Origin of the sequence: Miniimonas arenae (genome assembly GCF_006351005.1) — a bacterium.
GTDB classification, from domain to species: Bacteria; Actinomycetota; Actinomycetes; order Actinomycetales; family Beutenbergiaceae; genus Miniimonas; species Miniimonas arenae.
Genome location: NZ_VENP01000048.1, coordinates 1 through 23394 on the forward strand (window position 1 = coordinate 1; position 23394 = coordinate 23394).

Annotated in this window: 23 protein-coding genes and 1 pseudogene; 7 read left to right on the top strand and 17 right to left on the bottom strand. The window is 74.5% G+C overall.

The features are described 5' to 3' along the window. Positions 1-82 precede the first annotated feature (82 nt). From deoC to FH969_RS11575, 3 genes are all read left to right on the top strand, one after another. Positions 83-904, top strand: coding sequence for a deoxyribose-phosphate aldolase (gene deoC, locus FH969_RS11565; protein WP_139987335.1), 822 nt, complete (start codon positions 83-85; stop codon positions 902-904). A 171-nt stretch (positions 905-1075) separates the two neighbouring features. Continuing rightward, entirely contained in the window at positions 1076-2860 is a 1785-nt protein-coding gene (locus FH969_RS11570; RefSeq protein WP_139987336.1) for an MDR family MFS transporter, read from the top strand. 26 nt (positions 2861-2886) lie between these two features. After that, entirely contained in the window at positions 2887-3417 is a 531-nt protein-coding gene (locus FH969_RS11575; RefSeq protein ID WP_139987337.1) for a MarR family winged helix-turn-helix transcriptional regulator, read from the top strand. A 22-nt stretch (positions 3418-3439) separates the two neighbouring features. Here the strand turns inward: FH969_RS11575 and FH969_RS11580 are convergent, their stop codons facing one another. Both FH969_RS11580 and FH969_RS11585 read right to left on the bottom strand, forming a co-directional pair. Further along, positions 3440-3967 carry a SprT family zinc-dependent metalloprotease gene (locus FH969_RS11580; RefSeq protein ID WP_139987338.1) on the bottom strand — a complete coding sequence of 176 codons (528 nt, stop codon included), beginning with the start codon at positions 3965-3967 and terminating at the stop codon, positions 3440-3442. Between the two features lie 86 nt (positions 3968-4053). Continuing rightward, a complete protein-coding gene (locus FH969_RS11585) occupies positions 4054-4872 on the bottom strand; it encodes a MerR family transcriptional regulator (RefSeq protein ID WP_108718558.1) in 819 nt (272 codons plus the stop codon). A gap of 77 nt (positions 4873-4949) precedes the next feature. Between FH969_RS11585 and FH969_RS11590 the strand changes: the two genes are divergently transcribed. Then, positions 4950-5270, top strand: a complete 321-nt coding sequence (locus tag FH969_RS11590; RefSeq protein ID WP_139987339.1) for a DUF6457 domain-containing protein — start codon at positions 4950-4952, stop codon at positions 5268-5270. An 8-nt stretch (positions 5271-5278) separates the two neighbouring features. After that, a complete protein-coding gene (locus FH969_RS11595; protein ID WP_246071897.1) occupies positions 5279-5512 on the top strand; it encodes a MoaD/ThiS family protein in 234 nt (77 codons plus the stop codon). A gap of 4 nt (positions 5513-5516) precedes the next feature. Here the strand turns inward: FH969_RS11595 and moaA are convergent, their stop codons facing one another. From moaA to FH969_RS11615, 4 genes are read right to left on the bottom strand one after another with little or no spacing between them, the layout of a single operon-like run. Next, positions 5517-6677: a GTP 3',8-cyclase MoaA gene (moaA, locus tag FH969_RS11600; protein WP_108718555.1), complete on the bottom strand. Its 1161-nt coding sequence runs from the start codon at positions 6675-6677 to the stop codon at positions 5517-5519. Between the two features lie 2 nt (positions 6678-6679). Continuing rightward, a complete protein-coding gene (locus FH969_RS11605) occupies positions 6680-7117 on the bottom strand; it encodes a molybdenum cofactor biosynthesis protein MoaE (RefSeq protein WP_246071899.1) in 438 nt (145 codons plus the stop codon). Next, the gene (locus FH969_RS11610; RefSeq protein ID WP_108718554.1) at positions 7114-7665 is read right to left on the bottom strand and encodes a MogA/MoaB family molybdenum cofactor biosynthesis protein; all 552 of its coding nucleotides are present in this window, start codon (positions 7663-7665) and stop codon (positions 7114-7116) included. Before FH969_RS11610 ends, FH969_RS11605 begins: the two co-directional genes overlap by 4 nt. Before the next feature lie 20 nt (positions 7666-7685). Beyond that, positions 7686-8648, bottom strand: coding sequence for an aldo/keto reductase (locus tag FH969_RS11615; protein ID WP_246071901.1), 963 nt, complete (start codon positions 8646-8648; stop codon positions 7686-7688). On the opposite strand from FH969_RS11615, the gene FH969_RS11620 reads away from it, so the two are divergent. Then, on the top strand, positions 8647-8985 hold the full coding sequence (locus tag FH969_RS11620) for a hypothetical protein (RefSeq protein ID WP_108718553.1): 339 nt from the start codon (positions 8647-8649) through the stop codon (positions 8983-8985). The two genes, FH969_RS11615 and FH969_RS11620, sit on opposite strands and share 2 nt — an antisense overlap. Here FH969_RS11620 and FH969_RS11625 read toward each other — a convergent pair. Then, positions 8961-9506 carry a copper homeostasis protein CutC gene (locus FH969_RS11625; protein WP_234417888.1) on the bottom strand — a complete coding sequence of 182 codons (546 nt, stop codon included), beginning with the start codon at positions 9504-9506 and terminating at the stop codon, positions 8961-8963. The two genes, FH969_RS11620 and FH969_RS11625, sit on opposite strands and share 25 nt — an antisense overlap. A 90-nt stretch (positions 9507-9596) precedes the next feature. Here FH969_RS11625 and FH969_RS15485 point away from each other — a divergent pair, with 90 nt between their 5' ends. Continuing rightward, positions 9597-14102, top strand: a complete 4506-nt coding sequence (locus tag FH969_RS15485) for a DUF3418 domain-containing protein (RefSeq protein ID WP_246071902.1) — start codon at positions 9597-9599, stop codon at positions 14100-14102. A gap of 106 nt (positions 14103-14208) precedes the next feature. On the opposite strand, the gene FH969_RS11635 is transcribed toward FH969_RS15485, so the two are convergent. The 10 genes and pseudogenes from FH969_RS11635 to FH969_RS11675 all read right to left on the bottom strand — a co-directional run. Then, positions 14209-14388, bottom strand: coding sequence for an Rv0909 family putative TA system antitoxin (locus tag FH969_RS11635; RefSeq protein WP_108720074.1), 180 nt, complete (start codon positions 14386-14388; stop codon positions 14209-14211). A 91-nt stretch (positions 14389-14479) separates the two neighbouring features. Continuing rightward, the gene (locus FH969_RS11640) at positions 14480-15118 is read right to left on the bottom strand and encodes a hypothetical protein (protein ID WP_139987341.1); all 639 of its coding nucleotides are present in this window, start codon (positions 15116-15118) and stop codon (positions 14480-14482) included. After that, positions 15115-16977 (bottom strand): M91 family zinc metallopeptidase, encoded by a 1863-nt coding sequence (locus tag FH969_RS11645; protein WP_139987342.1) that lies wholly within the window; start codon positions 16975-16977, stop codon positions 15115-15117. The genes FH969_RS11640 and FH969_RS11645 overlap by 4 nt, the downstream gene beginning before the upstream one ends. Further along, positions 16974-17291, bottom strand: coding sequence for a hypothetical protein (locus FH969_RS11650; RefSeq protein ID WP_108718550.1), 318 nt, complete (start codon positions 17289-17291; stop codon positions 16974-16976). The genes FH969_RS11645 and FH969_RS11650 overlap by 4 nt, the downstream gene beginning before the upstream one ends. Before the next feature lie 72 nt (positions 17292-17363). Further along, entirely contained in the window at positions 17364-19241 is a 1878-nt protein-coding gene (locus FH969_RS11655) for a glycoside hydrolase family 13 protein (RefSeq protein WP_425462462.1), read from the bottom strand. A gap of 147 nt (positions 19242-19388) precedes the next feature. Beyond that, positions 19389-19925: pseudogene (gene mobA / locus FH969_RS15825) on the bottom strand (molybdenum cofactor guanylyltransferase); the annotation flags it as partial. Beyond that, positions 19850-20365, bottom strand: coding sequence for a cyclic pyranopterin monophosphate synthase MoaC (gene moaC, locus FH969_RS11660; protein ID WP_281285375.1), 516 nt, complete (start codon positions 20363-20365; stop codon positions 19850-19852). The gene moaC and the pseudogene mobA, both read right to left, overlap by 76 nt. Next, the gene (locus FH969_RS11665) at positions 20358-21758 is read right to left on the bottom strand and encodes a molybdopterin molybdotransferase MoeA (protein ID WP_139987344.1); all 1401 of its coding nucleotides are present in this window, start codon (positions 21756-21758) and stop codon (positions 20358-20360) included. The genes moaC and FH969_RS11665 overlap by 8 nt, the downstream gene beginning before the upstream one ends. 2 nt (positions 21759-21760) lie before the next feature. Next, a complete protein-coding gene (locus tag FH969_RS11670; RefSeq protein ID WP_139987345.1) occupies positions 21761-22474 on the bottom strand; it encodes a DUF937 domain-containing protein in 714 nt (237 codons plus the stop codon). 65 nt (positions 22475-22539) lie between these two features. Then, a partial coding sequence (locus FH969_RS11675; protein WP_139987346.1) for a ThiF family adenylyltransferase occupies positions 22540-23394 on the bottom strand: 855 nt, incomplete at its 5' end.

Below are 23394 nucleotides of genomic sequence, written 5' to 3' on the forward strand. Positions count from 1 at the left end.
CCACCCTCAAGACCACCACCCAACCCCTCCACCAGCCCACCACGACCACCGTCGCCGCCGCGGCTTGACATAGGAGAAACCCATGACGCGCACCGATGCCGAGATCGCCCGGCTCGCCCTCGAGACCATGGACCTCACCGACCTCAGCGACGACGCCACGCTGGAGGGTGCGCTCGCGCTCGCGCAGCGCGCCGCCGAGCACGGCACCGCGGCGGTCTGCGTCTGGCCCCGCTTCGTGGCCGCGAGCGCGCAGGCGCTCGACGGGACCGGCGTGCGGGTGGCGACGGTGGTGAACTTCCCCGGCGGGGCAGACGCGGCCGACGACGTCGCGGCGCTCACGCGGCAGGCCGTGGCCGACGGCGCGGACGAGATCGACGTCGTGCTGCCCTACCGGGCGTTCCTCGCCGGGGATGTCGCGGGCGCCGCGGCCGTGCTCGACGCGACGCGCGAGGCGGCGGGAGACAGCGACGTCAAGGTCATCATCGAGTCGGGTGAGCTGCGCGAGACCGACGCCATCGAGGCCGCGGCGGGGCTCGCCGTCGAGCACGGCGCGCAGTTCGTGAAGACGTCGACCGGCAAGTCGCCGGTCTCGGCCACGCCCGAGGCCGCGCGCGCGATCCTCGGGGTGCTCGCGGACCTGTCCGACGGCGTGGAGCCGGTGGGGTTCAAGGCGTCCGGCGGCATCCGCACCGTGGCGGACGCGCGGGTCTACCTCGAGCTCGCCGACGAGATCATGGGCGCGGACTGGGTCTCGCCGTCGACCTTCCGGTTCGGTGCGTCCGGGCTGCTCGACGACGTGCTGCGGGTGCTCGGAGCCGAGAGCGAGAGCGGGGACGGCGGTGAGTCGGGTCCCGGCTCGGGCCCGGGGTCGGACGCGGACGCGCCCGCCGGCTCGTCCTACTGACTCGCCGGCTCGCGCGCCGCACCCGGACCCCTCGCACCCGGGACGCTCGCTCCCGGGACTTTCGTCCCTGGCCATCGTCGGCGTGAGCCTCGCCTCATCGCAGATAGTTAACGAACGTCAACCTCTCGACGCATAGTTGATCCAGATCAACAACTTGTCGAAAGGACAGCCATGTCATCCACCACCGAGCTGGACCGGCGTTCCGCCGGTGCCGGGGTCAGGGCTGAGGAGCTGAACGAGGCGCCGCGGACGCAGGGCGTCCTGCCCGTGATGATCGCCCTGATGATGGCGATGTTCGTCTCGATGCTCGCGAGCACGGTGGTCGGGTCGTCGCTCCCCGTCATCGTCGCCGACCTCGGCGGCACGCAGTCCGCCTACACCTGGGTCGTGACCGCCACCCTGCTGGCCACCACCGTGAGCACGCCGGTCTGGGGCAAGATCGCCGACCGGGCCAACCGCAAGATGCTCATCATGCTGGCGCTCACGATCTTCGTGCTCGCCTCCGCCGTCGCCGGCTTCTCGCACAACACCGAGATGCTCATCACGATGCGCGTGTTCCAGGGTCTGGGCGCCGGCGGCCTCGCCGCGCTCTCGCAGATCGTGATGGCCGACATCGTCTCGCCGCGTGAGCGCGGCCGCTTCGCCGGCCTGTTCGGCGCGGCGATGGCCGTCGGCACCGTGGGCGGCCCGCTGCTCGGTGGCTTCCTCACGGACACGCTGAGCTGGCGCTGGAACTTCTACATCGCGATCCCCTTCGCCATCGCGGCGCTCGCGCTGCTGCAGCGCAACCTGCACCTGCCGCCGCGAGAGCGCGTGAAGACGTCGATCGACTACCTCGGCATCGTGCTCATCTCGGCGGGCGTCTCGCTGATCCTGCTCTGGGTGACCTTCGCCGGCTCGGAGTTCGAGTGGAGTTCGTGGGACTCCTACGCCATGGCGGGCGGGGCAGCCCTGCTGCTCGCCGTCGCGGTGTGGTGGGAGCTGCGCGTCGAGGACCCGCTGCTGCCGCTCACGATGTTCAAGAACCGCACGTTCACGCTCTCGGTGATCGCCTCGCTCGCGACCGGCGTTGCCATGTTCGCGACCTCGGTGTTCCTCGCGCAGTACATGCAGCTCGCTCGCGGCGCCACGCCGATGGAGGCCGGTGTCCTCACCATCCCGATGATGGCGGGCCTGCTGCTCACGTCGACCGTGGTCGGAACGCTCGTCAGCAAGCGCGGTCGGTGGAAGGGCTTCGTCGTCGCCGGCGCCGTGCTCATGATCATCGGCCAGCTCCTGCTCAGCCGCCTGCACTACGACACCACCTACTGGATCGTCGCCGTCTCGATGGCGGTGCTCGGCGCCGGGGTCGGGATGCTCATGCAAAACCTCGTGGTGGTCACCCAGAACTCGGTAGAGACGCGCCACCTCGGTGTCGCGACCAGCGCGATCACGTTCTTCCGCAGCCTCGGCGGCACGATCGGCGTGTCCGTGATGGGCTCGATCCTCGGAACGTTCGTGGCCACCGAGATGCGCAACTCGATCGCGACGCTCCCGGCCGAGCAGCAGGCCGCCGCGGCGCAGGCGCTCGGCAGCGGCACCATCCCGAAGATGGCCGAGCTCCCGGAGGCGATCCGCGTGATCGTGGAGTCCGCCTACGGACTCGGCATCGCCCACGTTTTCCTCGCCGTCGTGCCGATGGCCGTCATCTCGCTCATCGCGGTGCTGTTCCTGCCGAACCGTCCGCTCGGGGTCAAGAACGGCATCGAGCTCGCCAAGGCGGAGTCGGGTCGGAACGCCGGCCACGCGGCCGGTGGGTCGGGCGCGACGTCGGACACCGACGCCGAGTCCGACGCGGAGCGCGAGGAGCTGCAGCGCCTCGAGGAGATCGAGGATCTCGCCATCGAGGCCGCGTCCGCGGTCGGGGCCCTTCCGCCCGTCGGCTCGAGCCGACGGGGCGATGGTCCCAGCCGGTGAGGTCCGCCACCGTGGACACTAGGACCATGTCGCGTCCCGGCGCCGCCGCCCGCGCACCCGAGGGTGCGCGCGGCGGCGGCGCCGCATCCGGGGCGCTCCCGGACGGCGTGCTCCGCGTCGAGGAGCAGATCGTCGTCCTCTTCCGGCGCGCGAAGGTGCTCTGGGCGAGTGCCGCGGCCTCGGTGCACCCCGACCTGCAGCCGGTGGGCTACCGGCTGCTGTCCACCCTCGTGCGGCTCGGACCCACGAACCCGGGTCGCCTCGCGGAGATCATCGAGACGGACAAGTCCGTGGTGAGCCGCCAGGCGCGCGTGCTCGAGGCGCTGGGCCTCGTGACCACCGAGCCCGACCCGCACGACGGACGCGGTCGTCTCCTGCGCGCGACGTCGTCGAGCAGCGAGCTCGTGGAGAGCACTCGCCAGCGCGTGCTCGAACACCTCAAGGCGGGCCTCGCGGGCCTGACGGACGAGGAGTTGAACCAGCTCGCGCTCCTCATGACGCGGCTCAACGACGCCGTCGAGTCCTCCGGCTTCGCGCTGGACCCGCCCGCGCGCTGAGCACGGCCACCCTGGCGGCCCCTCAGGCCCCGCGCTCGCCGCGCGCGGTGGCCCGCGCGCGCATCGCCGCCTCCTTGGCCCGGTAGGCCGGCGTCATCGGCGCCGGGTGGCCCTTGTACTCCCACGTGAGCAGGGCATCCAGGGAGAAGCTCCGGGAGCACCGCGTGCACGACAGCGGCGCCTGGGGCCGCCGGTGCCGCTCCGCGACGTGGCCGGCCGGGCACGTGCCGATCCAGTCCCGGGCGGGCAGGTCCGGGGAGACCAGCGTCCGTGCCGCCGTCGACCCGATCCGGCGGGCCACCGCCTGCCACGCGGGGCCGTGACCCGCCCGCGGGCCGGCGAGCGCGTGCGCGATCTCGTGCAGCACGGTCTCGCGGACCGTCTCCTCGTTCTGCAGGAGCATCAGCGGAGCGCTGAGCGAGATCTCCCGGCGGGAGTAGCGACACTGCCCGGCCCTGGTCTTCGCGCGGTCGAAGACCAGGCGCCAGTCACCGACGCCGTGGGTAATCATGAGCTGGACCGCCAGCCGGCGGACGTCCAGGAGATCCATGTGCGTTGTCCTTCCTCGAACGAGTGTGCCATCTGGGTGCGAGGGTAGGGCGGACCTGTGACATCGACCTGCGAACCGGCTCGGTCCTACTGTGCCAGGTTGCGGTCGACCCACTCCAGAAGCGCGTCGCGGACCAGCTCGGGTCCGTGCGGGACCGCCTGGAGCGGGTCGCCCGTCCAGTTGCCGCGGAACCGCTCGTCGCCCGTGTACAGCTCGGTCAGTCCTCGAACGTAGGCGGCGAGCTGGGCCTCGTCGCCGGTGGCAGCCGGGGTGCCCGGGACCGAGCGCAACCACCGCACGTGGCGCGCCGCGAGCTCCTGGGCGAGCTCGCCGTCGGGCGCCTCGCCCTGCCGGGCCGCCTCGACCCAGGCGGCGTTGAGCTCGGCCGCGAGCGCCTGCACGTCGCGCTGCTCCTGCGGCGTCTTCGCCGACCACCATGCGGCCGAGCGCTCGTAGGCGTCCCGCCCCCAGCGGCGCGTGACCTCCTCCTCGTACTGCGCGTGGTCGAACCCGTCGAACATGTCCTTCGTCATTGCCGTGCCGTCCTTCCTGGCGGTGATGGTGCGACGGACCGCCGCGATCCGGCGGTCGAGAGCGTCGCGCTCGAGCTCGAGAAGCTCCAGATGGGCCCGCAGGTGGGCCGCCTCGCGGGCGTCCGCGCCCGCTCGGGCGGCGCGGGACGTGCCGTCGCCCGGATCGGCGAGCGCGTCGCCGATGGCGGCCAGGCCGAGGCCCAGGTCGCGCAGCAGCAGGATGCGCTGCAGCCGCACCAGCGCGGCGTCGTCGTAGCGCCGGATGCCGCCCGGCCCCGTCTCGGTGGCCGGCAGCAGGCCGATCGCGTCGTAGTGCCGCAGCGTCCGGCTCGACACGCCCGTCGCCCGGGCGACCTCCTGGATGGTCCACATGAGCAGCTCCTCTCGTTCGGGACCACGATGACAGTTGACGTCGCGTCAACCGCAAGTACCTGGGGGAGGATGGGTCCATGAGCAACCAGCACCTTCCGCCGGACGCGCTCGACGACTGGCTTGCGGGGGTCAGCGACCTCTACGGCCTCGACGGCGTCACGACGGCGGAGACCACCGTGGTCCTCGACGTCGCCCGGGACGTCTCCCGCGGCGTGGCGCGCCCCGCCGCACCGCTGACGACCTACCTGCTCGGGCTCGCCGTCGGGCAGGCCGTGGCGGCGGGGGAGGACGTCGGCGCGGCGACGGCGCGGCTGGCTCGCGAGGTCACCGATCTCGCCCTGGCACGGCCCGAGGCCGGGGCGTCCGACCCCGGGACGCCCGACGGCGAGCGCCCGTGAGCGTCCGGGTGCGTCTCTTCGCCGGCGCGGGCGAGGCCTATGGCGAGAGCGAGGCGTGGATCGAGCACGCGGGCGACGTCGCGTCGCTCGTCGCGGCGCTGGTAGCCGCGGGCGGTCCCGGCACGGCCGAGGTGCTCTCGCGGTGCGCGCTCATCGTCGACGGCGTACGGGCGGACGCGCCCGACACCCCGGTGCGCGACGGGGCGCTCGTCGACGTGCTGCCGCCGTTCGCCGGCGGCTGAGGCGTCAGCCGCCGATCGCGTTCATGCCGCGGGCGGGCTGCAGGAAGCCGGGGTCGTCGATCCCGTGACCGGCCCGCTTGCCTGCGAGGCACACGCGAAGGCGCGCGTCGACCGCGGCCTGGCGCTCGCCGTCGGGCGTGCGACTCGATCCGTCCCCGCCGACCGTCCCCCGCAGCACACCGACGAGGTCCGTCTCGTCGGTCGCGAACAGGCAGCTGCGCAGCTGGCCGTCGGCGGTGAGGCGGAGCCGGTCGCACGCGCCGCAGAACGGCGCGGTGACCGACGCGATGACACCGACCGTGTGACCCGTGTCCCGCGCCGCCTCGCCGCGGCCCTCGAGCAGGCGCCAGCGCTCGGCCGGCGCGCCGCCGCGGCCCGGGATCGGCCGCAGCGTCCAGCGCCGCTCGAGCGAGGCGAGGATCTCCTCGCGCGTCACCATCGCACTGCGGTCCCACGTGTGGCCGGCGTCGAGCGGCATCTGCTCGATGAACCGCAGCTGCGCGTCGTGTGCGACGGCGAACTCGACCAGGTCGACGAGCTCGCCGTCGTTGACGCCGCGCATCGCGACGGCGTTGAGCTTGAGCGGGCGCAGGCCGGAGCGCTGGGCAGCAGCGACGCCACGCAGGACGTCGTCGAGCCGGTCGCGCCGGGTCAGGGCGGCGAACTTCTCGCGGTCCAGCGTGTCGAGGCTGATGTTGAGCCGCTTCAGGCCCGCGGCGACGAGGGCGTCGAGCACCTCGGGCAGCCGGATGCCGTTCGTGGTCATCGCGACCTGGGCTCCTGCGCCGTCGGGGCCGCGCAGGGCCGCGAGTCGCGCGACGACGTCGACGACGTCGGGCCGCAGCAGCGGCTCACCGCCGGTGAGGCGGAACGTGGTGATGCCCGCGGCGGCGGCCGCGCGGGCCACGGTGACGATCTCGTCGGTGGTGAGGACGGAGGAGCGCGAGAGCCACTCGTTGCCCTGCTCGGGCATGCAGTAGGTGCACCGGAGCGAGCAGCGGTCGGTGAGGGAGATGCGCAGGTCGCGGTGCACGCGGCCGAAGCGGTCGGTGAGGGGCTCACTAGGTGCGTTCGGGGCGGTCGGCACAGTCGGCACTGCTGAGGGGGTCGGCACGGCAGGAGCCGGCGCCGGGCGGCGCCCGATCGTCACCGGCACGGCCACCACGGCTACAGCCCCACCCAGTGCGACGCGCCGTCGGCGGTGCGCTGCTTCTTCCAGACCGGCAGCTCCGCCTTGACGCGCTCGACGAGCGTGCGCGAGAGGTCGTACGCCTGCGCGCGGTGCGCCGTCGCGACGCACGCGACGAGCGCGAGGTCCCCGACGGCGAGCGAGCCGACGCGGTGGCTGACGGCGATCCGCGCGGGGGGTGCGACGCCGTCGAGCACGTCGGCCACGAGGCGCGCGAGGACCGCGGTCGCGTCGGGGTGGGCCGAGTACTCGATGCCGGTGACCTCACCGGTCGCGCCCGGGTCGTGGTCGCGCACCTGGCCGAGGAACGTCACGACGGCGCCGCACGCGCGGTCCTCGACGGCGGCGAGGTGCGCCCCGACGTCGAGCGGCTCCTCGGTCACGGCGACCAGCGTGCCGCGGGCGGTCGTCGTCACCGGTGGTCACCCCCCGCGAGCTGCGCAACGGCGTGCGGCAGCAGCGGCAGCAGCACCTCGAGCGACTCCGCGACCGCGCGGGGCGACCCCGGCAGGTTCACCACGAGCGCGCGTCGACCGGCGTGCTCGACGACGCCCGCGACCCCGCGGCTCAGCGCCGCGGTCGGCGTGGCCTGCAGCCCCCGCGCGCGCAGCAGCTCGGCGATCCCCGGCACCTCGTAGCGCACGACGGCATGGGTCGCCTCGGGCGTGTGGTCCCGCGGTCCGAGGCCGGTTCCGCCGAGCGTGAGGACGACGTCGGCCCCACTCTCGCTCGCCGCGACCGCGGCAAGGATCGCGTCGCGGACGGACGCCTCGCCGTCGGGCACGAGAGCGAGCGCGACGTCGTGCCCGGCGGCCTCGAGGAGGTCGCGCGCGACGGGGCCGGAGCCGTCCGGTCGGGTGCCCGCGGCGCTACGGTCGGACACGGTGATCACCGCGACGCGCACGCCGGTGGGCGCGTCGGCGTCGTCCGCGCCCGCTCGCACCTGTGCCACCGCCCCGGTCATCGCTCGAGCCTAACCCCTCGCTACTGGCGGTCCTTCGGGTCCGTGCCGGTCCGCGTGCCGTTCTCGAGCGTCGCGATCCGCGCCATGTCGTCCTCGTCGAGCGCGAAGCCGCCGAGGTCGAGGTTGAGCCGCAGCCGCTCGGCGTGCACGGACTTCGGCACGGCTGCGCCGCCGAGCTGGAGGTGCCAGCGCAGCACCACCTGGGCGGGCGTGACGCCGTGGCGTGCCGCGATCTCGACGATCGGCGGCTGCTCGAGGAGCCGGCCGCGGCCGAGCGGGCTCCACGCCTGGGTCACGATGCCGTGCGCGGCGTGGAACGCGCGCAGCTCGTGCTGCGGCAGCCAGGGGTGGGACTCGACCTGGTTGACGGCCGGCGCCACGCCGGTCTCCTCGATGAGCCGGGTGAGCTCCTCGACCGAGAAGCTCGCGACGGCGATCGAGCGGACCCGGCCCTCCTCGCGCAGCCGGACGAGCGCGCGCCAGGTCTCGACGTACGTGCCGCGCGACCCGCGCGGCCAGTGGATGAAGTAGAGGTCGAGCGGGCCGATGCCGAGATCGGTGAACGAGGTCTCGAAGTCCGCGAGCGCCGCGTCGTAGGACTGCACGGGGTCGCCCCAGAACTTCGACGCCACGAGCAGCTCCTCGCGCGGCACGCCCTGCTCCTGCGTGACCGCACGCACCGCGGCGCCGAGCTCGGGCTCGTTGCGGTAGAACATCGCGCCGTCGAGCAGGCGGTAGCCGAGCCCGACGGCGGAGCTCACCGTCGGTCCGACGTCCTGCGGCGCGACCTTGTACAGACCCAGTCCGATCGCGGGCAGGGTGGTGCCGTCGTTGAGGGGGATGTCGTCGAGCGGGAGGGACGGGGGCGGGCTCGGCGTGGCGGCGTGCGGGTCGGGGGCCATGGCGCCCATCGTGGCACCGCCGCTCGTGGTGCTGTCCGCCCTCTTGTCCGGCGGCAGCTTCGCGACGACGATGCGACCCATGCCGCCCGCAGAGCCGGACCCCCGCCTGGCCGCCGCCGTCGCCTCGCTCACGGCCGGCCTTCCCGACGGCGCGCCACCCGTCCACCCCATGCGCGCCCTGTCCGCGGCCGGGTTCGGCGTCGGCGGGCACCTGTTCGCGTTCGTCGCCGGGGAGGGGAGGCTGATCGCGAAGGTGCCCTCCGCCGTCGTCGACGGGTACGAGCAGACGGGGACCGGGACGCGGATGGCGATGCGCGGACGGCCGATGCGGGAGTGGGTCGAGGTGCCGCCGGAGGCCGGCGACGCCGCGTGGGCCGAGGTCGTGGCGGCGGCCTACGCGTTCGTGTCCGGCGGCTGACGGCGCGAGGCGCGCACCGCGGCGACGAACGCCCGCGCGAGGTCCTCGTCCAGGACGGCGCGACCCTCGCCGTCGACGACGCGGTGCACCGTGACCTCGGCGCCGCCCGCGGCCTCGCGCATCGCGCCGATCGCGGCCAGGTCGAGGGCCGTGCCGGGGCCGGTGTCGGTGTCGCGGCGGCGGGCGGCCCCGACCACGACGCCGTCGGCGCCGCGGGCCACCGCCTCACGCACGTCGCGGACCATGACGTCGATCTCGTCGGCGTCGTGCACGAACGTGCCGGTGCGCGGGCGGATGAGCACGTGGACCGCGGGGCCTCCGGCGGCGCGGACGGCGACCGCGGCGTCGAGCAGCCCGATCGACGGCGTGAGGCCGCCGAGCGCGAGCCCGGTGCACAGCTCGATCCGGTCGGGGGCGACGCGGTGCGCGATCGCGAGCGCAGCCGGCTCCTGCACGACGAGCTCGGCGGTGAGCGGGCGGGGGCGCTGGCTGCTGGCTGGACGCGCGTCGTCGGAGGTCACGGCCCGAGGCCACTCAGCCGCCGTGCACGTGGGGCTCGTCCGCCGAGCGGCCGCGAATGGGTTTGAGCCGGCCTGGGAGAATGGACGGCGATGTCCGACCCCGCCGCCTCGACCGAGGCCACCTCCTCGCCCGAGCCCCGCCGTCGTCGGGGCTCGCGGCGCGGCGGCGCGCACGGCCGGGCGCACGGGACCCCCGGCGGCGAGCACCGCCGGGGCGGCGGGCCGCGGCGCGGACCGCTCCCGCCCACCCCCGAGCTGGTCGCCGCCCGCCTCGCGGCCGTCCCGACGATCAGCTTCCCGCCCCAGCTCCCGGTCACCGCGCGGCGCGATGACATCGCGGCCGCGATCCGCGACCACCAGGTCGTCGTCATCGCCGGTGAGACCGGATCGGGCAAGACCACGCAGATCCCGAAGATCTGCCTCGAGCTCGGCCGCGGCATCGCCGGGACGATCGGGCACACCCAGCCGCGCCGAATCGCCGCGCGCAGCGTGGCCGACCGCCTGGCGGAGGAGCTCGGCGTCGAGCTCGGCACGGCGGTGGGGTTCCAGGTGCGGTTCACCGACAAGGTGAGCGCGACCACGCTCATCAAGGTGATGACCGACGGCATCCTGCTCGCCGAGATCCAGCGGGACCCGGACCTCCTGCGCTACGACACGATCATCGTGGACGAGGCGCACGAGCGGTCCCTCAACATCGACTTCATCCTCGGCTACCTGCGTCGGCTGCTGCCGCGCCGCCCTGATCTCAAGGTCGTCATCACCTCCGCCACGATCGACTCCGAGCGCTTCGCGCGGCACTTTGCCCAGCGCCCGGACGGTCGCGTGGTCCCTTACGTGGGCGACGACGGCGAGCCCGCCCCGGTCATCGAGGTCACCGGGCGGACGTACCCGGTCGAGATCTGGTACCGCCCGCTCACGGCCGACCGGTACGAGGACGAGGACGACGACGGCGACGTGTCCGGCGGCGAGACCGGTACTGGTGCGCCGGCGCGGCCCTCCGCACGTCCGGACGCGCGCGGCTCGTCCGCACCGCCCGACCCGGCCGCCGAGGACCTGGACCAGCCGACGGCGATCTGCCGCGCGGTGGACGAGCTCCTCGCGCTCGGCCCCGGCGACGTGCTCGTGTTCTGCTCCGGCGAGCGCGAGATCCGCGACGCGACCGACGCGCTGCGCGACCACCTCGGCACCCGGTTCACCCACCCGGGCACGACGAACACCACACCGGGCGCCGTCGAGGTGCTGCCGTTGTACGCGCGGCTGTCCGCGGCCGAGCAGCACCGCGTGTTCGAGGACCATCGCTACCGGCGCGTGGTGATCTCGACCAACGTCGCCGAGACGTCGCTCACGGTGCCGGGCATCCGGTACGTCGTGGACACCGGCTACGCGCGCATCTCGCGCTACTCCGTCCGCACCAAGGTGCAGCGCCTGCCGATCGAGCCGGTCTCCCAGGCGAGCGCGAACCAGCGCTCGGGTCGGTGCGGGCGAGTCGCCGACGGCGTCGCGATCCGCCTCTACTCGGCCGAGGACTTCGCGAAGCGGCCCGAGTTCACCGAGCCGGAGATCCTGCGTACCTCGCTCGCGGCCGTCATCCTGCAGATGGCGGCGCTGGGGCTGGGGCGGATGGACCGGTTCCCCTTCGTCGAGCCGCCCGAGCTGCGGGCGGTGCGCGACGGCGTCGCGCTCCTCACCGAGCTCGGCGCCATCGCGAGCGCAGCGGGTGGGGCGAGGAACGCCGCGCAGGCGACAGACAACGCCTCGCAGGCGACAGACAACGCCTCGCAGGCGACAGACAACGCCTCGCAGGCGACGGAGATCCTCTCGCGAAAGGACGAAGATCCTCTCGCGAACGGGGGGGCGGAGGAGGACGAGGACCCCAACAACCCCGGGGTCCGGCTCACCGAGGTGGGGCGCCGCCTCGCGCAGCTCCCGATCGACCCCCGCCTGGGCCGGATGCTGCTGGAGGCGGACCGGCTCGGCGTCGTCAACGAGGTGATGGTCATCGTCTCGGCGATGTCGGTGCAGGACGTGCGCGAGCGCCCGCAGGAGCGGGCCGAGCTCGCCGACGCGAGCCACCGCCGGTTCGCGCACGCCGACTCCGACGTGCTCGCGCTCGTCACGCTGTGGGACTACGTCTGCGACCAGCGCGACGTCCTCGGGTCCTCGGCGTTCCGCCGGATGTGCCGCACCGAGTTCCTGCACTTCCTGCGCATCCGCGAGTGGCAGGACGTGCACGGGCAGCTGCGCCAGCTCGCCGCCGCCATCGGCATCAAGCCCGAGCGGGTGAACCGGCTCGACGGCGCGGCGGAGCCCGGACTCGTGCGCCGCCGCCGGATCGACGCCGATGCCGTGCACCAGGCCGTGCTCGCCGGCCTGCTCAGCCACATCGGCTCGTGGGACGAGCGTCGCCGCGACTACGCCGGTGCGCGCGGCGCCCGGTTCGTCCCGTTCCCGGGCTCCTCGCTCGCGCGCAAGCCCCCCGCGTTCGTCATGGCGACCGAGCTCGTGGAGACCTCGCGCCTGTTCGGCCGCACGTGTGCGCGGATCCAGCCCGAGTGGGCGGAGACGCTGGGCGCCCACCTCGTCAAGCGCACGCACTCCGAGCCGTACTGGTCGAGCAAGCAGGGCGCCGCGATGTGCCACGAGAAGGTGCTGCTCTACGGCGTCACGCTGGTCGCCGACCGGATCGTGCCCTACGCCAAGGTCGACCCGGCGCTCGCTCGCGAGATGTTCATCCGGCATGCGCTGGTCGAGGACGGCTGGACCACGCACCACCGCTTCGCCGCCCGCAACCGCGAGCTGCGCGCCGAGGCCGAGGAGCTGGCCGAGCGCGTGCGACGGCGTGACCTGCTCGCCGACGACGAGGCGCTCGTCGACTTCTTCGACGAGCGACTGCCCGAGCACGTCACCACCGCGCGGGCGTTCGACGCGTGGTGGAAGGACCACCGGCGCGAAGAGCCCTACCTCCTCACCTACACGCTCGACCTGCTCGCCCCCGGCGCCTCGGGAGTAGACACCTCGGGCCTGCCCACCGTCTGGCGCCAGGCGCTCGCGGGCTCGGCCGAGCCGCTCGAGCTCCCGCTCACGTACCAGTTCACCCCCGGCGAGGAGGCCGACGGCGTCACCGTGCACGTGCCGCTCGCGGTCCTCCCGCGGCTGCGCCCGGACGGGTTCGACTGGCTCGTGCCGCAGCTCGTCCCCGAGCTCGCCACCGCGACGATCCGCGCCCTGCCCAAGCCGGTCCGCGTCCAGCTCGTCCCGGCACCGGACACCGCGGCGCGCGCCGTCGAGCACCTGCCGGACTGGCAGGAGGTGGCGCCCGCACCGCCCGGTGCGCCGTCGTTCGCCGAGGCGTTCGCGACGGCGCTGCGCCAGGTGCGCGACGTCGTCGTGCCCCCCGAGGCGTTCGAGGGCGTGCCCGAGAAGCTCCCCGCGCACCTGCGGATGACGTTCCGCGTCATCGGCGAGCGGGGTCAGGTGCTGGGCGCGGGCCAGGACCTCGCCTACCTCCAGCGGCGCCTCGCCGCGCAGTCCCAGTCCGCGGTGCAGAGCGCGGTGCGCCGTGCGCTGCGCGAGGCCGCCGCGCCGGCCACGCCGGCCACGCCGGCCACGCCGGCCACGAACGGGCGCGTCCGGACGGGCGAGGGTCCGGCCGCGGGCCCGGGCCCGGCCGCCCCGACGCCGCCGGGCACCGGGTTCACCACGGCGGACGCCGTCGAGCTCGCGCGGGTCCCCTCGTGGGAGGCGCTGCAGGGCCGCACCATTCCGACCGAGGTGAGCACCGTCGTCGGCGGCCTGGAGGTGCGCGGCTACCCGGCGCTCGTCGTCGAGGGCGACGGCACGGACCGCCGCGTCGCGCTGCGCGTGCTGGCCGACGCCGAGCGCGCCCCCGCCGCGCACGCCGCAGGCGTGCGCGCGCTGCTGCTCGCCGAGCTCGCGCTCGCCGAGAACCGCGTCACCTCGCGGTGGACGGGCCGGGAGGCGCTCACGCTCGCCTCGAGCCCGTACCGCACGACGGCGGAGCTCGTCCACGACGTGCAGGCGGCGGCGATCGCGCAGCTCACCACGGGGACGGACCTCGCGGCGGTGCGCGACGACGTCGCCTACCGCTCGCTGCGCGCCGACGTGCGCGAGCGGCTCGAGGACACGGTGTACGGCGTCGTCGCGCGGGTCATGGACGCGCTGGTCGCGTTCCGCGAGCTCGAGGCGCAGGTGCGCGGGGCGTCCTCGGTCGCGCTGCTGGCCACGCTGCAGCAGATCCGGGCGCACGCCGCGAGGCTCGTGCACCCCGGTTTCGTCGGCTCGACCCCGCCCGAGCGGCTGCGGGACCTGCCGCGCTACCTGCGGGCCGACGGCATCCGGCTCGGCAAGGCGCAGGAGAACCCCGAGCGCGACGCGACCCTCGCGTGGGAGGTGACGCAGCTCGAGGACGCGCTCGCCGTCGTCGACGCCCCGACGCTCCCGCCCGTGCGGCGCGAGCGCGCCCGTGCGGTGCGCTGGCAGCTGGAGGAGCTGCGGGTGTCGCTGTTCGCCCAGCAGCTCGGGACGCGCGAGTCGGTCTCCGCCGCTCGGATCCGGAAGGCCATCGCCGCGGTCTAGCGGGGCCGGCCACGACCGGCCGAGCCGGACGCGCGAGCGCGGGTGCCGGGGGCGACCCCCGCCACCCGCGCTCGGATCGTTCTGGAGGCGCTGGTGCTGCTCGGTCCTACTGGCCGTTCGTGTCGATCTTCGCCTTCGCGGCGTCGGCGACCTTGTCGATCGTCGCGTCGTACTGGTCCGGCGCCTTGTCCTTGAGCAGGTTGGCCGCCTGATCGATCTTGTCCTCGGCGGCCTCCTCGCCGCCCAGCGCGTCCTTCGCCTTGTTCACGATGTCGTCAAGACCCACGATGACCTCCTCGTCCGGCGGGGGTGCGGGGCGCATCTCCCGTCCGCCGCGAGCCTAGGACCGTGCGGCCCGCAGCGCACCGCGGTCCGTCTCACCCGCCCAGCGGGACGGCCGCACTGCATGCGAGGCGCTGCATGAGGAAGCCGGTCTGCTGCTCGATCCACAGCCCGTCCTTGCCCGCTCCGGTGCCGTCGTCGTCGCTGGGGCGCCACTCGGGGTCGAACGAGGAGTCGGGGACGTACGCCACGCAGAGCCGCACCGACGACGGCGAGCGGGGCAGCGTGACCGCGCGGTCGCCGTCAAGATCCGTGAAGGACGCGAACGGGCGCTCCGCCGTCAGCTCGCCCTCCTCGACCTCGCCGGCCACGAGCTCCGACACCTCGGAGTGCGGGGGGTACAGCCACTCGTGATCGGTGCGGACGGGGAAGAACGCGCGGACCACCGCCACACCCCCGCGCGTCGTGTCGTCCGGGACGGCGAGGCCTCGCTCCGAGCCACCGAGCCACACCGACTCGTGGCCACGATTCTCGAGGCGGTACGTGAACACCACCTCGTCCTCACGCACCTGCGTCTCGGCGGTGAGCACCACGTCGAGCGACGCGTCGCCCAGCTCGCTCACCGAGATCGGGCTCGGCACGCTCCGCGAGCAGGCCGCGACGAGGGCGCCGGCGGCGAGCGCGCCGAACGCGAGCGCCGCGCCGACCACCCGCCGTGATCGTCTCCCCGTCATCGGTAGCTCTCCCTCGTCGGCAGACCCATCTCCTCGCGCAGCCCGTTCTCCGTGACGTCGATCGGGTGGTCCGGATCGATGATCTCAGGGGTGGCTGGGTTGCCGTCGTGGTCGATGGGGAGGCCGGAGGCCTGTCGCTCGCCGACGCTGACATCGGGGTACCCGGGCCGTGGCGTGTCCCGGGTGTCCGAACCGGTGTAGGGGTCGCCGACGAAGGTGCCGTTCGCGTAGTCGTAGACGTGGGCGAGCTCGTGCTGCAGGACGACCACGGGCGGTGCCCCGCGGAAGTCGTCGATCGAGGGCAGGTACCGGACCGTGTCCACGTTGCCCTGGAACAGTCCGCCGTTGCTCGCCGTCGAGTTCTGGCCGAACGGCTGGTCGCTCGGCGGCTCCCACTCCCTGATCACGAGGGAGCTCTTGCCCATGCCCAGGAACCCCGACTCCTCGTACCGTTGCTCGAGGTTGGCCAGCAGCGCGGAGCCGGCGGGCGAGGACCCGAGGAGGTCGAGGTCGGCGCGCACTCGCGCAACGAACTCCGGCGATCCCTCGATCGTGATGTGCTCGAGGTCGGGCGGGAGCTCGACGGTGGTGTTGACCTCGTTGGTCGAGCCCTCGGCTCGGGCGTCGTCGATGCTCGTGTCGGTGCCCGTGCCACCGATGCTGACGTCGCGGCCGTGCCCGCCGTACGCCCGGTCGTCGCCCAGGCCGCCGTCGAGCGCGTCGTCCCCGCGGCCACCGGACAGGATGTCGTCGCCCTGGCCGCCGTCGAGCGCGTCGTCACCCTCGCCGCCCTCGAGGTAGTCCCTCCCGGTACCGCCCGAGAGAGCGTCGTCGCCGTCGAGGCCGTAGAGCGTGTCGTTGCCCGCGCCCCCGAAGACCGTGTCGTCACCCGCCTGGGCGTCGAGGTAGTCGTGGCCCGCGCCACCCGACACGTAGTCGGCACCACCGCCCGCGGTGACCTCGTCGTCGCCGCCGAGGCCGAAGATCCGGTCCTCACCGCCGCCCGAGCTGATCCGGTCGCGCCCGCTCCCACCCGTCACCGTGAACGCGATGGTCGAGTCCGTGGGCAGCGTGATGATGTCCTCACCCCCACCACCGCGTATCACGAGGTGCTTGCCGGCGGGGAGCCGGTAGGTCACGGGGTCACTCTCCACCACCGCGTTGTCGACGTACGTGTACGTCGTGACTGTCACGATCTGCTCGCCGGTGTCCGGGTCGATCGTCACGGTGATGCGCTCGTTGCCGTCGCCGCCGGAGAAGATCACCTGGCCGCCGACCACCACGACCCCCACGCGCTGGGTTCCGTCGCCCGGCCCGACGGGCACGTCGAAGGGAGCAGTGGCACCGTCGGCGACTGGACCCCAGTCGGCCACGAGGGACCGCCACACGGCAATCGCGGACCGCACGGTGGCGGAGTAGCCGAGGAGCGTGCCGGCGAGGGAGCTGCGCACGTCGGCCGCCGTGTCGACCGCCGCCCGCGCGCGAGCGAGCTCCTCCTCGGTCTCGGTGGTGAACGTGATGCTGCCGTAGGGACCGTACGTCCGCGGGAGACTCATCACGCTCGCCCACGACGCGTCCAGCTGTCCCTGCGCGCTGCGGACGGCGCCTGCGGCGCTCTGCATCGCGGCGGCGACCCCGGCGGCCGTCTCGGACGCGGTGTCGAGACCCTCGAGGAGCGTCCGACGCACGGCGTCGAAGGACTCCGCCGCCGCGCCCTCCCACTCCGACCGGGCGTCCTGACCGGCCAGCCGGTACGCCTCGGCGGCGGTGTCGAACGCCTGGCCTGCACTCGCCCACGCCGCGGCCGCACGGTCCAGCGCCACCGGATCGGCGTGCAGGTTCCAGGTGCCCTCGGTCATCGGACGCGGAACCTCTCTGCTGTGTCCTCGTCGGTGGTGGTGTAGGTGAACGCGCACGTGTACACCGCGTCCGAGACGTACTCGAGGGCTCCGGTCAGCGCTTCCGCCGCGGCCGACGCCGCCTCGGCGCAGGTTTCGTGATCGGTCACGAGGCCGGTGCCGCTCGGGAGGTCGCCCGCCGCGCGTCCGGCGGCGGCCGTGGACAGCGTCGCGAGCGCGGCTCGTTGGCTCTGCCACGCCACGGCGAGCGCAGCGGAGGCGTCGAGAATCTGACCGGCCGCCGTGCTCAGGACGGTGGGGGAGACGGTGACCATCCGGGCCTCCTCGGGGAGTGAACCGCGAAACGTAGCACACGCCGTCGGCGGGCTCGCCGCCCCTTGCGCGAGCTACGCCGCGCGGACCGCGAGCCGGTAGACCACGCTCTCCCACGGCCGCAGGGCGAGGTGCGCTCCGCCGTCGGGAACCGCGGCGTCGCCGTACGCGTCGGCGTGCGAGGCGACCAGCACGCTCGCCCCCTCGAGCACGACGGCGTCGCCCAGCTCCGCGGCGACGTCCACCTCGAGCGGTTCACCGCTCAGGTTCGCGACGACGAGCAGCGCCTCACGCGGTCCGCCCTCCGTCTCGAGGGTGCGGGTGAAGGCCCACAGCCGCTCGTGCTCCGGCGCGAGCAGCGCGAAGGCGCCGTCGATGACGAGGGCGGCCACGCCGTCGTCGATCCCGTCCTGCCCGGCCGCGGCGCCGCGCCGCAGGGCGACGAGGCGGCGGTAGTGGTGGAAAACCGAGTCCGAGTTCGCCCGCTCGGCCGCCGCGTTGATGCGCTCCCAGCCGGGCGCGAGCGAGAGCCACGGCGTTCCGGTGGTGAAGCCGGCGTTCGGGGAGTCGTCCCAGGCGACGGGCGTGCGCGCGTTGTCGCGGCTCATGTACGCCAGGCCCGCGAGCAGGTGCTCGGTGCTCATGCCCATGGTCTCGGCGTCGCCCGCGACGTTGAGCGACTCCAGGTCGCGGTACTGCGTCAGCGCGGTGAAGCCGGCGTTGCGCATGCCGAGCTCCTCACCCTGGTAGACGTACGGCGTGCCGCGGTGCAGGTGCAGGATCGTGCCGAGCGTCTTGGCGGAGGCGACCCGGTGCTCGCCGTCGTCGCCCCAGCGGCTCACGATCCGGGGCTGGTCGTGGTTGTTCCAGTACAGGGCGTTCCAGCCGGCCGTGGCGAGGCCGTCCTGCCAGCGCGCGAGGTTCGCCTTGAGGTCGGGCAGGTGCAGCGGGACCGGGTCGAACTTGCCGAGCACGCCGTGGTCCAGGCCCATGTGCTCGAACTGGAACACCATGTCCACCTCGCGCCGCTCGGGGTCGGTGTACAGCCGCGCCTCCTCGAGCGTGACCCCGGGCGTCTCGCCGACCGTGAGGTAGGTGCCGGGGAAGGGGTCGAACACCTCGCGATGCATCTCGGCGAGGAACTCGTGCATCCGCGGACCGTCGGTGTAGAACGGCGCACCGTTGCCCCAGCCGTCCGCGCGCGGTGCGCCGTCGGTCAGCTCGCCGTGCTCGCCGACGTGCTTGGAGATGAGGTTGATGACGTCCATCCGGAAGCCCGCGACCCCGCGCTCCAGCCACCAGCGCATCATCGCGTAGACGGCCTGGCGGACCTCGGGGTTCTCCCAGTTCAGGTCCGGCTGCTTGCGGGAGAACAGGTGCAGGTAGTACTCCCCGGTGGCCTCGTCGAGCTGCCACGTGCTGCCGGAGAAGAACGAGCCCCAGTTCGTCGGCTCGGCGCCGGGCGTGCCGGGCTCGAACCCCTCGCGGGCGGGGCGCCACCAGTACCAGTCGCGCTTGGGGTTGTCCCGGCTGGAGCGGCTCTCGGCGAACCACGCGTGCTCGTCGGAGGTGTGGTTGACCACGAGGTCCATGACGATGCCGATCTCGCGCTTCGCGGCCTCGGCGATGAGCTCGTCCATCGCGGCGAGGTCGCCGAACAGCGGGTCGACGTCGGTGTAGTCGGAGATGTCGTAGCCGTTGTCGTCCTGCGGCGAGCGATAGACGGGGCTGAGCCAGAGCACGTCCACGCCGAGCGCGGCGAGGTGGTCCAGGCGCGAGGTGATGCCGCGCAGGTCGCCCACGCCGTCGCCGTCGGAGTCGGCGAAGCTGCGCGGGTAGACCTGGTAGACGACCGAGCGGTGCCACCACGGGCGGTGCGTGCCGGCGTGACCCGCGCGGCGCTCGCGGCGGGTGGTCTCCGGCTGGTCGGGCGTGCCGCTGGTCTCGTCCATGCTCGGATCATGGCACCGACCGGCCGCCGCGAGGTCCTCGGGCGTGTCCACGTCGAGGCTCGCGCCGCCGCGGTCGGGCACGCGCTCGAGCTCCAGGCGTGCCAGCGCCGCGCGCAGCGACGCCCCCTCCAGCGTGCCGCGCTCGGCCCGCACGGCGTCGATCGCCGCCCGCAGCGGCCCGACGGCGTAGCGCCCCGCGAGCCACTGGGTGCGGCCCGCGGCGTCGACCACGGCACGGCCCGCGCCGGGTGCGGCGGGGTCGGATCTCTCGGCCTCGTCCTCGAGCAGCAGCGCCAGCAGCGCGGGCGAGCGAGGCAGGTCGCATGCCAGGAGGACGACCTCGTGCTCGCCGTCGGGCACGAGGTCGAGGCCGGCCGCCACGGCGGCGAGCGGACCCGCGAACGGCGGGTCCTCGCGCGTCACCCGCACGCCGGGCCGCGTGGCGCGGTCGGGCGACGGCGGGTCACCCACCACGACGACGTCGCGCACCCCGGCTGCGGCCAGGGCGTCGAGCACGCCGTCCAGGAGCGCGACGCCGCCCACCCGCAGCGCCGCCTTCGACACCCCGCCCAGGCGCGAGCCGCGCCCGCCGGACAGGACGACGGCGCTCAGGCCTCGCCCGTGCGCCGCCACTCGCCCGACTTCCCGCCGGTCTTCGCCTCGAGCCGCACCTCGCCGATCCACGTGTGTTTGTCCAGGCCCTTGACCATGTCCAGGAGAGCGAGCGCGGCGACGGACACCGCGGTGAGCGCCTCCATCTCGACGCCGGTCCGGTCGGCCGTGCGCACCGTCGCGGCGACGCGCACGCCCTCGTCGGTGAGGTCGAGGTCGACCGCGGCGCCGTGCACGCCGATCACGTGCGCGAGCGGCAGCAGCTCGGCGCACCGCTTCGCGCCCGCGATCCCCGCGATGCGCGCGACGGCGAACGCGTCACCCTTGGGCACGTCACCCGCCCGGAGCGCACGCACGACGGCGGGCGAGCAGTGCACGAACCCGGTCGCCGTCGCGGAGCGCACGGTGGGCGACTTCTCGGTGACGTCGACCATCCGCGCGTGCCCGGCGGCGTCCAGGTGGGTGAGCTGGTGGGAGGCCGTCGGGGCCGGCTGGGGGGACGGGTCAGGCACGGGCGGGCTCCAGGGAGGTGAGGACGACGTCGACGACGTCGCCGGGGGCGACCGGCGCACCGCCGCGGGCCGCCTGGTCCGCGGTGGGCACGATCGCGTAGCCGTTCGCGAGCGCGAGGCTCGCGACGAGGTTGGACCGCGAGCCGAGCGCTGCGGCGGGGGAGACGAGCAGGCCGCCCGCCTCGCCCGGATCGCCGGGGCCGGCGGGCCGGATCCGGGCCGGCAGGTACTGGTCGCGCCCGCCGGGTGTGCGCCAGCCGGTCTCGACCACGGCGCGCAGCCGCGGAGGCGTGACGACGTGGTCGGGCGCCCCCGCCATCGTCAGCAGCGCGGGCCGGACGAACACGTGGAACGAGACCCAGGCGCTGACCGGGTTGCCGGGCAGCCCGAACACGAGCGCGCCGTCGCGCTCGGGACCGGCGGGATCGCCGAGCCCGTGGTCCGGCGGCTCGCCGAACCGGCCGAACGCCTGCGGCTTGCCGGGCTGCATCGCCACCGACACGAACCGCACCCGGTCCGAGCCCGCGAAGGCCTGCTTGACCGGGTCGAACGCCCCCTGGCTCACGCCGCCGGTCAGCACGATCACGTGGGGCCGGGCGCCGCACTGCGCGGTCGCACCGAGCACACGCGCGCGCACCTCGGCCGCGTCGTCGCGCACGCGACGCACCCCCTGCAGCTCCCCGCCCGCCTCGCGCACCAGCTGCGCGAGGAGCAGGGAGTTGGAGTCCGGGATCGCGCCACGCCTCAGCGGGGCGCCGGGCGCCGCGAGCTCGTCGCCGGTCGAGATCACGGTGACCCGTGGCCGCTCGCGCAGCCAGACGCGCGTGACTCCGGCCGAGACGAGGGCCGCGAGCACCGGGCCGGTCACCAGCGTCCCCGCGGGGACGAGGAGGTCCCCGGGCCGCCGGTCCTCGCCCGCGCGGCGCACGTGCATGCCGGGCGTCGGCGCGCGCAGCACCGTGACGGTGTCCGCGAGCGGCGCGACCGGGTCCGTCCGGTCGGTGTGCTCGAGCTGCACGACGGCGTCGCTCGCGCTGGGCAGCGGTGCTCCCGTCATGATCCGGGCCGCCTCGCCGGGGCCGAGCGCCGGGTCGAGGGCGGAGCCTGCGGGCAGGTCGGCGACGATCCGCAGGGTCACGGGATGCTCGGGCGAGGCGTCCGCGACGTCCGCGTGGTGCACGGCGTAGCCGTCCATCGCCGAGTTGTCCCACGGCGGCACCGCGATCGCCGCGCTGACGTCGCGGGCCAGGCGCCGGCCCGGGGCGTCGAGGACGTCGACCTCGAGCTCGCGGACCAGTCCGGTGCGGGACAGGACGTGCGCGAGGTGGTCGGCGACCGGGACGAGGCCCGGTCGGTCGGCGTCGTGGCCCGCGGGGGCGTGCGGTGCGTGCACCCTCAGCGCTTGCCGCCGCCGAGGAGCCCGTCGAGGAGGCCGCCGGCGCCGCCTCTCCCGAGGATCCCGCCGAGCACGTCGCCCACGTCGCCGAGGCCCGAGGACTGCGCGGACCCGCCGCCGCCGAGCCCGCCGAGCAGCCCGCCGAGGACGTCGCCGATCCCGCCCTGGGCCGCGCCGCCGTTCCCAGCCGAGCCCGCCGAACCGGCGGAGGACGGGGAGTGGCCGAAGATCTGCTCGAGCACGCCGCTCATCGCCCCGGGGCCGGTGACGCCGCTCCCCGAGTCGCCCGAGTCGCCGGAGCCGCCGGTGAGGCGCCGCGCGAGGAACGCGAGCACGATCGGGGCGAGCATCGGCAGGATCCGCTGCACGAGGCCGCTCTCCTGGCGGCCCGGGGCGCTGCCGAGCGCGGTGACGACGTCGTCGGTGCGCGTGCCGAAGATGTTGCGGACGATCTTCTCGCCGTCGGCCTCGTCGACGTCGGCCAGCCGGACCCCGCGCGGACCGGCGTTCGCCACGAGCGACGTGTCCTTCGTGCCGAGGGCCGACAGCAGCGAGGCGGCTCCCGCGGAGTCCTGGACGTTCGCCTCGAGCCCGCCGAGGAGGGCGGGCAGCGCGGCCGCGACGCCGTCGCGGGCCGTCGCCTCGTCCACGCCGAGCCGCTCGGCGATCTGGTCGACGGGGATGACCGCGAGCAGCTGCGTGATGTCGGACATGACGTTCCTCTCCGGCGCGCACCCCGTTGGGCTCACCTGTCGCTGGCGAGCGTAGTCGTCGGCGCTCAGGTCCGAGCGCGCATCCGGGCCACGTCGTCGGGCGTCAGAGCCGCGACGTCGTGGTCCAGCTCGGCCAGGGCGCGCGCGGCGCGCACGGCGCGGACGCCCGCCGCGCAGTACGTGGCGAGCGGCACGCCGTCGGGCACGCCGGCCTCGAGCAGGAGCGCGGCGGCGGCCCCCGGACCGGTGCGCGCGGCCTGCTCGAGCGCGCTGACGGGCACGTTGACCGCACCGGACAGGGCGTCGACGGCGAACTCGGCCGGTTCGCGCACGTCCAGGAGGGTCCGGCCCAGGAGGTCGGTGGCAGGGGGGTTCGCGGCGGGCTCGGCGGGGCGGCTCGCCGTCGAGGGCGTGCCGGGCGCGGCGCTGGTCCCCGCGAAGGCGACGTCGTGCACGCGCATCGTGAGCGCGTCGACGACTGCGACGCGGCCCAGCAGGACGTCGCCGAACCCGGCGATCAGCTTCACGGTCTCCACCGCCATCATCGACCCCGCGATCCCGCACAGCGCGCCGAGCACGCCGGCGTCCGCGCACGACGGCACCGAGCCAGGTGGCGGCGCAGCGGGGAAGAGGTCGCGCAGGGTGACGGGAGCCACGCCGTCGGGCGGACGGGACCAGAACACGGAGACCTGCGCGTCGAAGCGCAGCACGCTGCCCCAGACGAGCGGGGTGCCGAGCGCCGCGCACGTGTCGGCCACGAGGTAGCGCGTCTCGAACGTGTCGGTGCCGTCCACCACCGCGTCCCAGCCTGCGAGGAGATCGTGAGCGTTCGCGTCCGTGAGGCGTTCGGCGATCTCCATCACCCGCACGTCCGGCGCGACCTCGCGCAGCCGCCGGGCGGCGCTCGCGGTCTTCGCCTC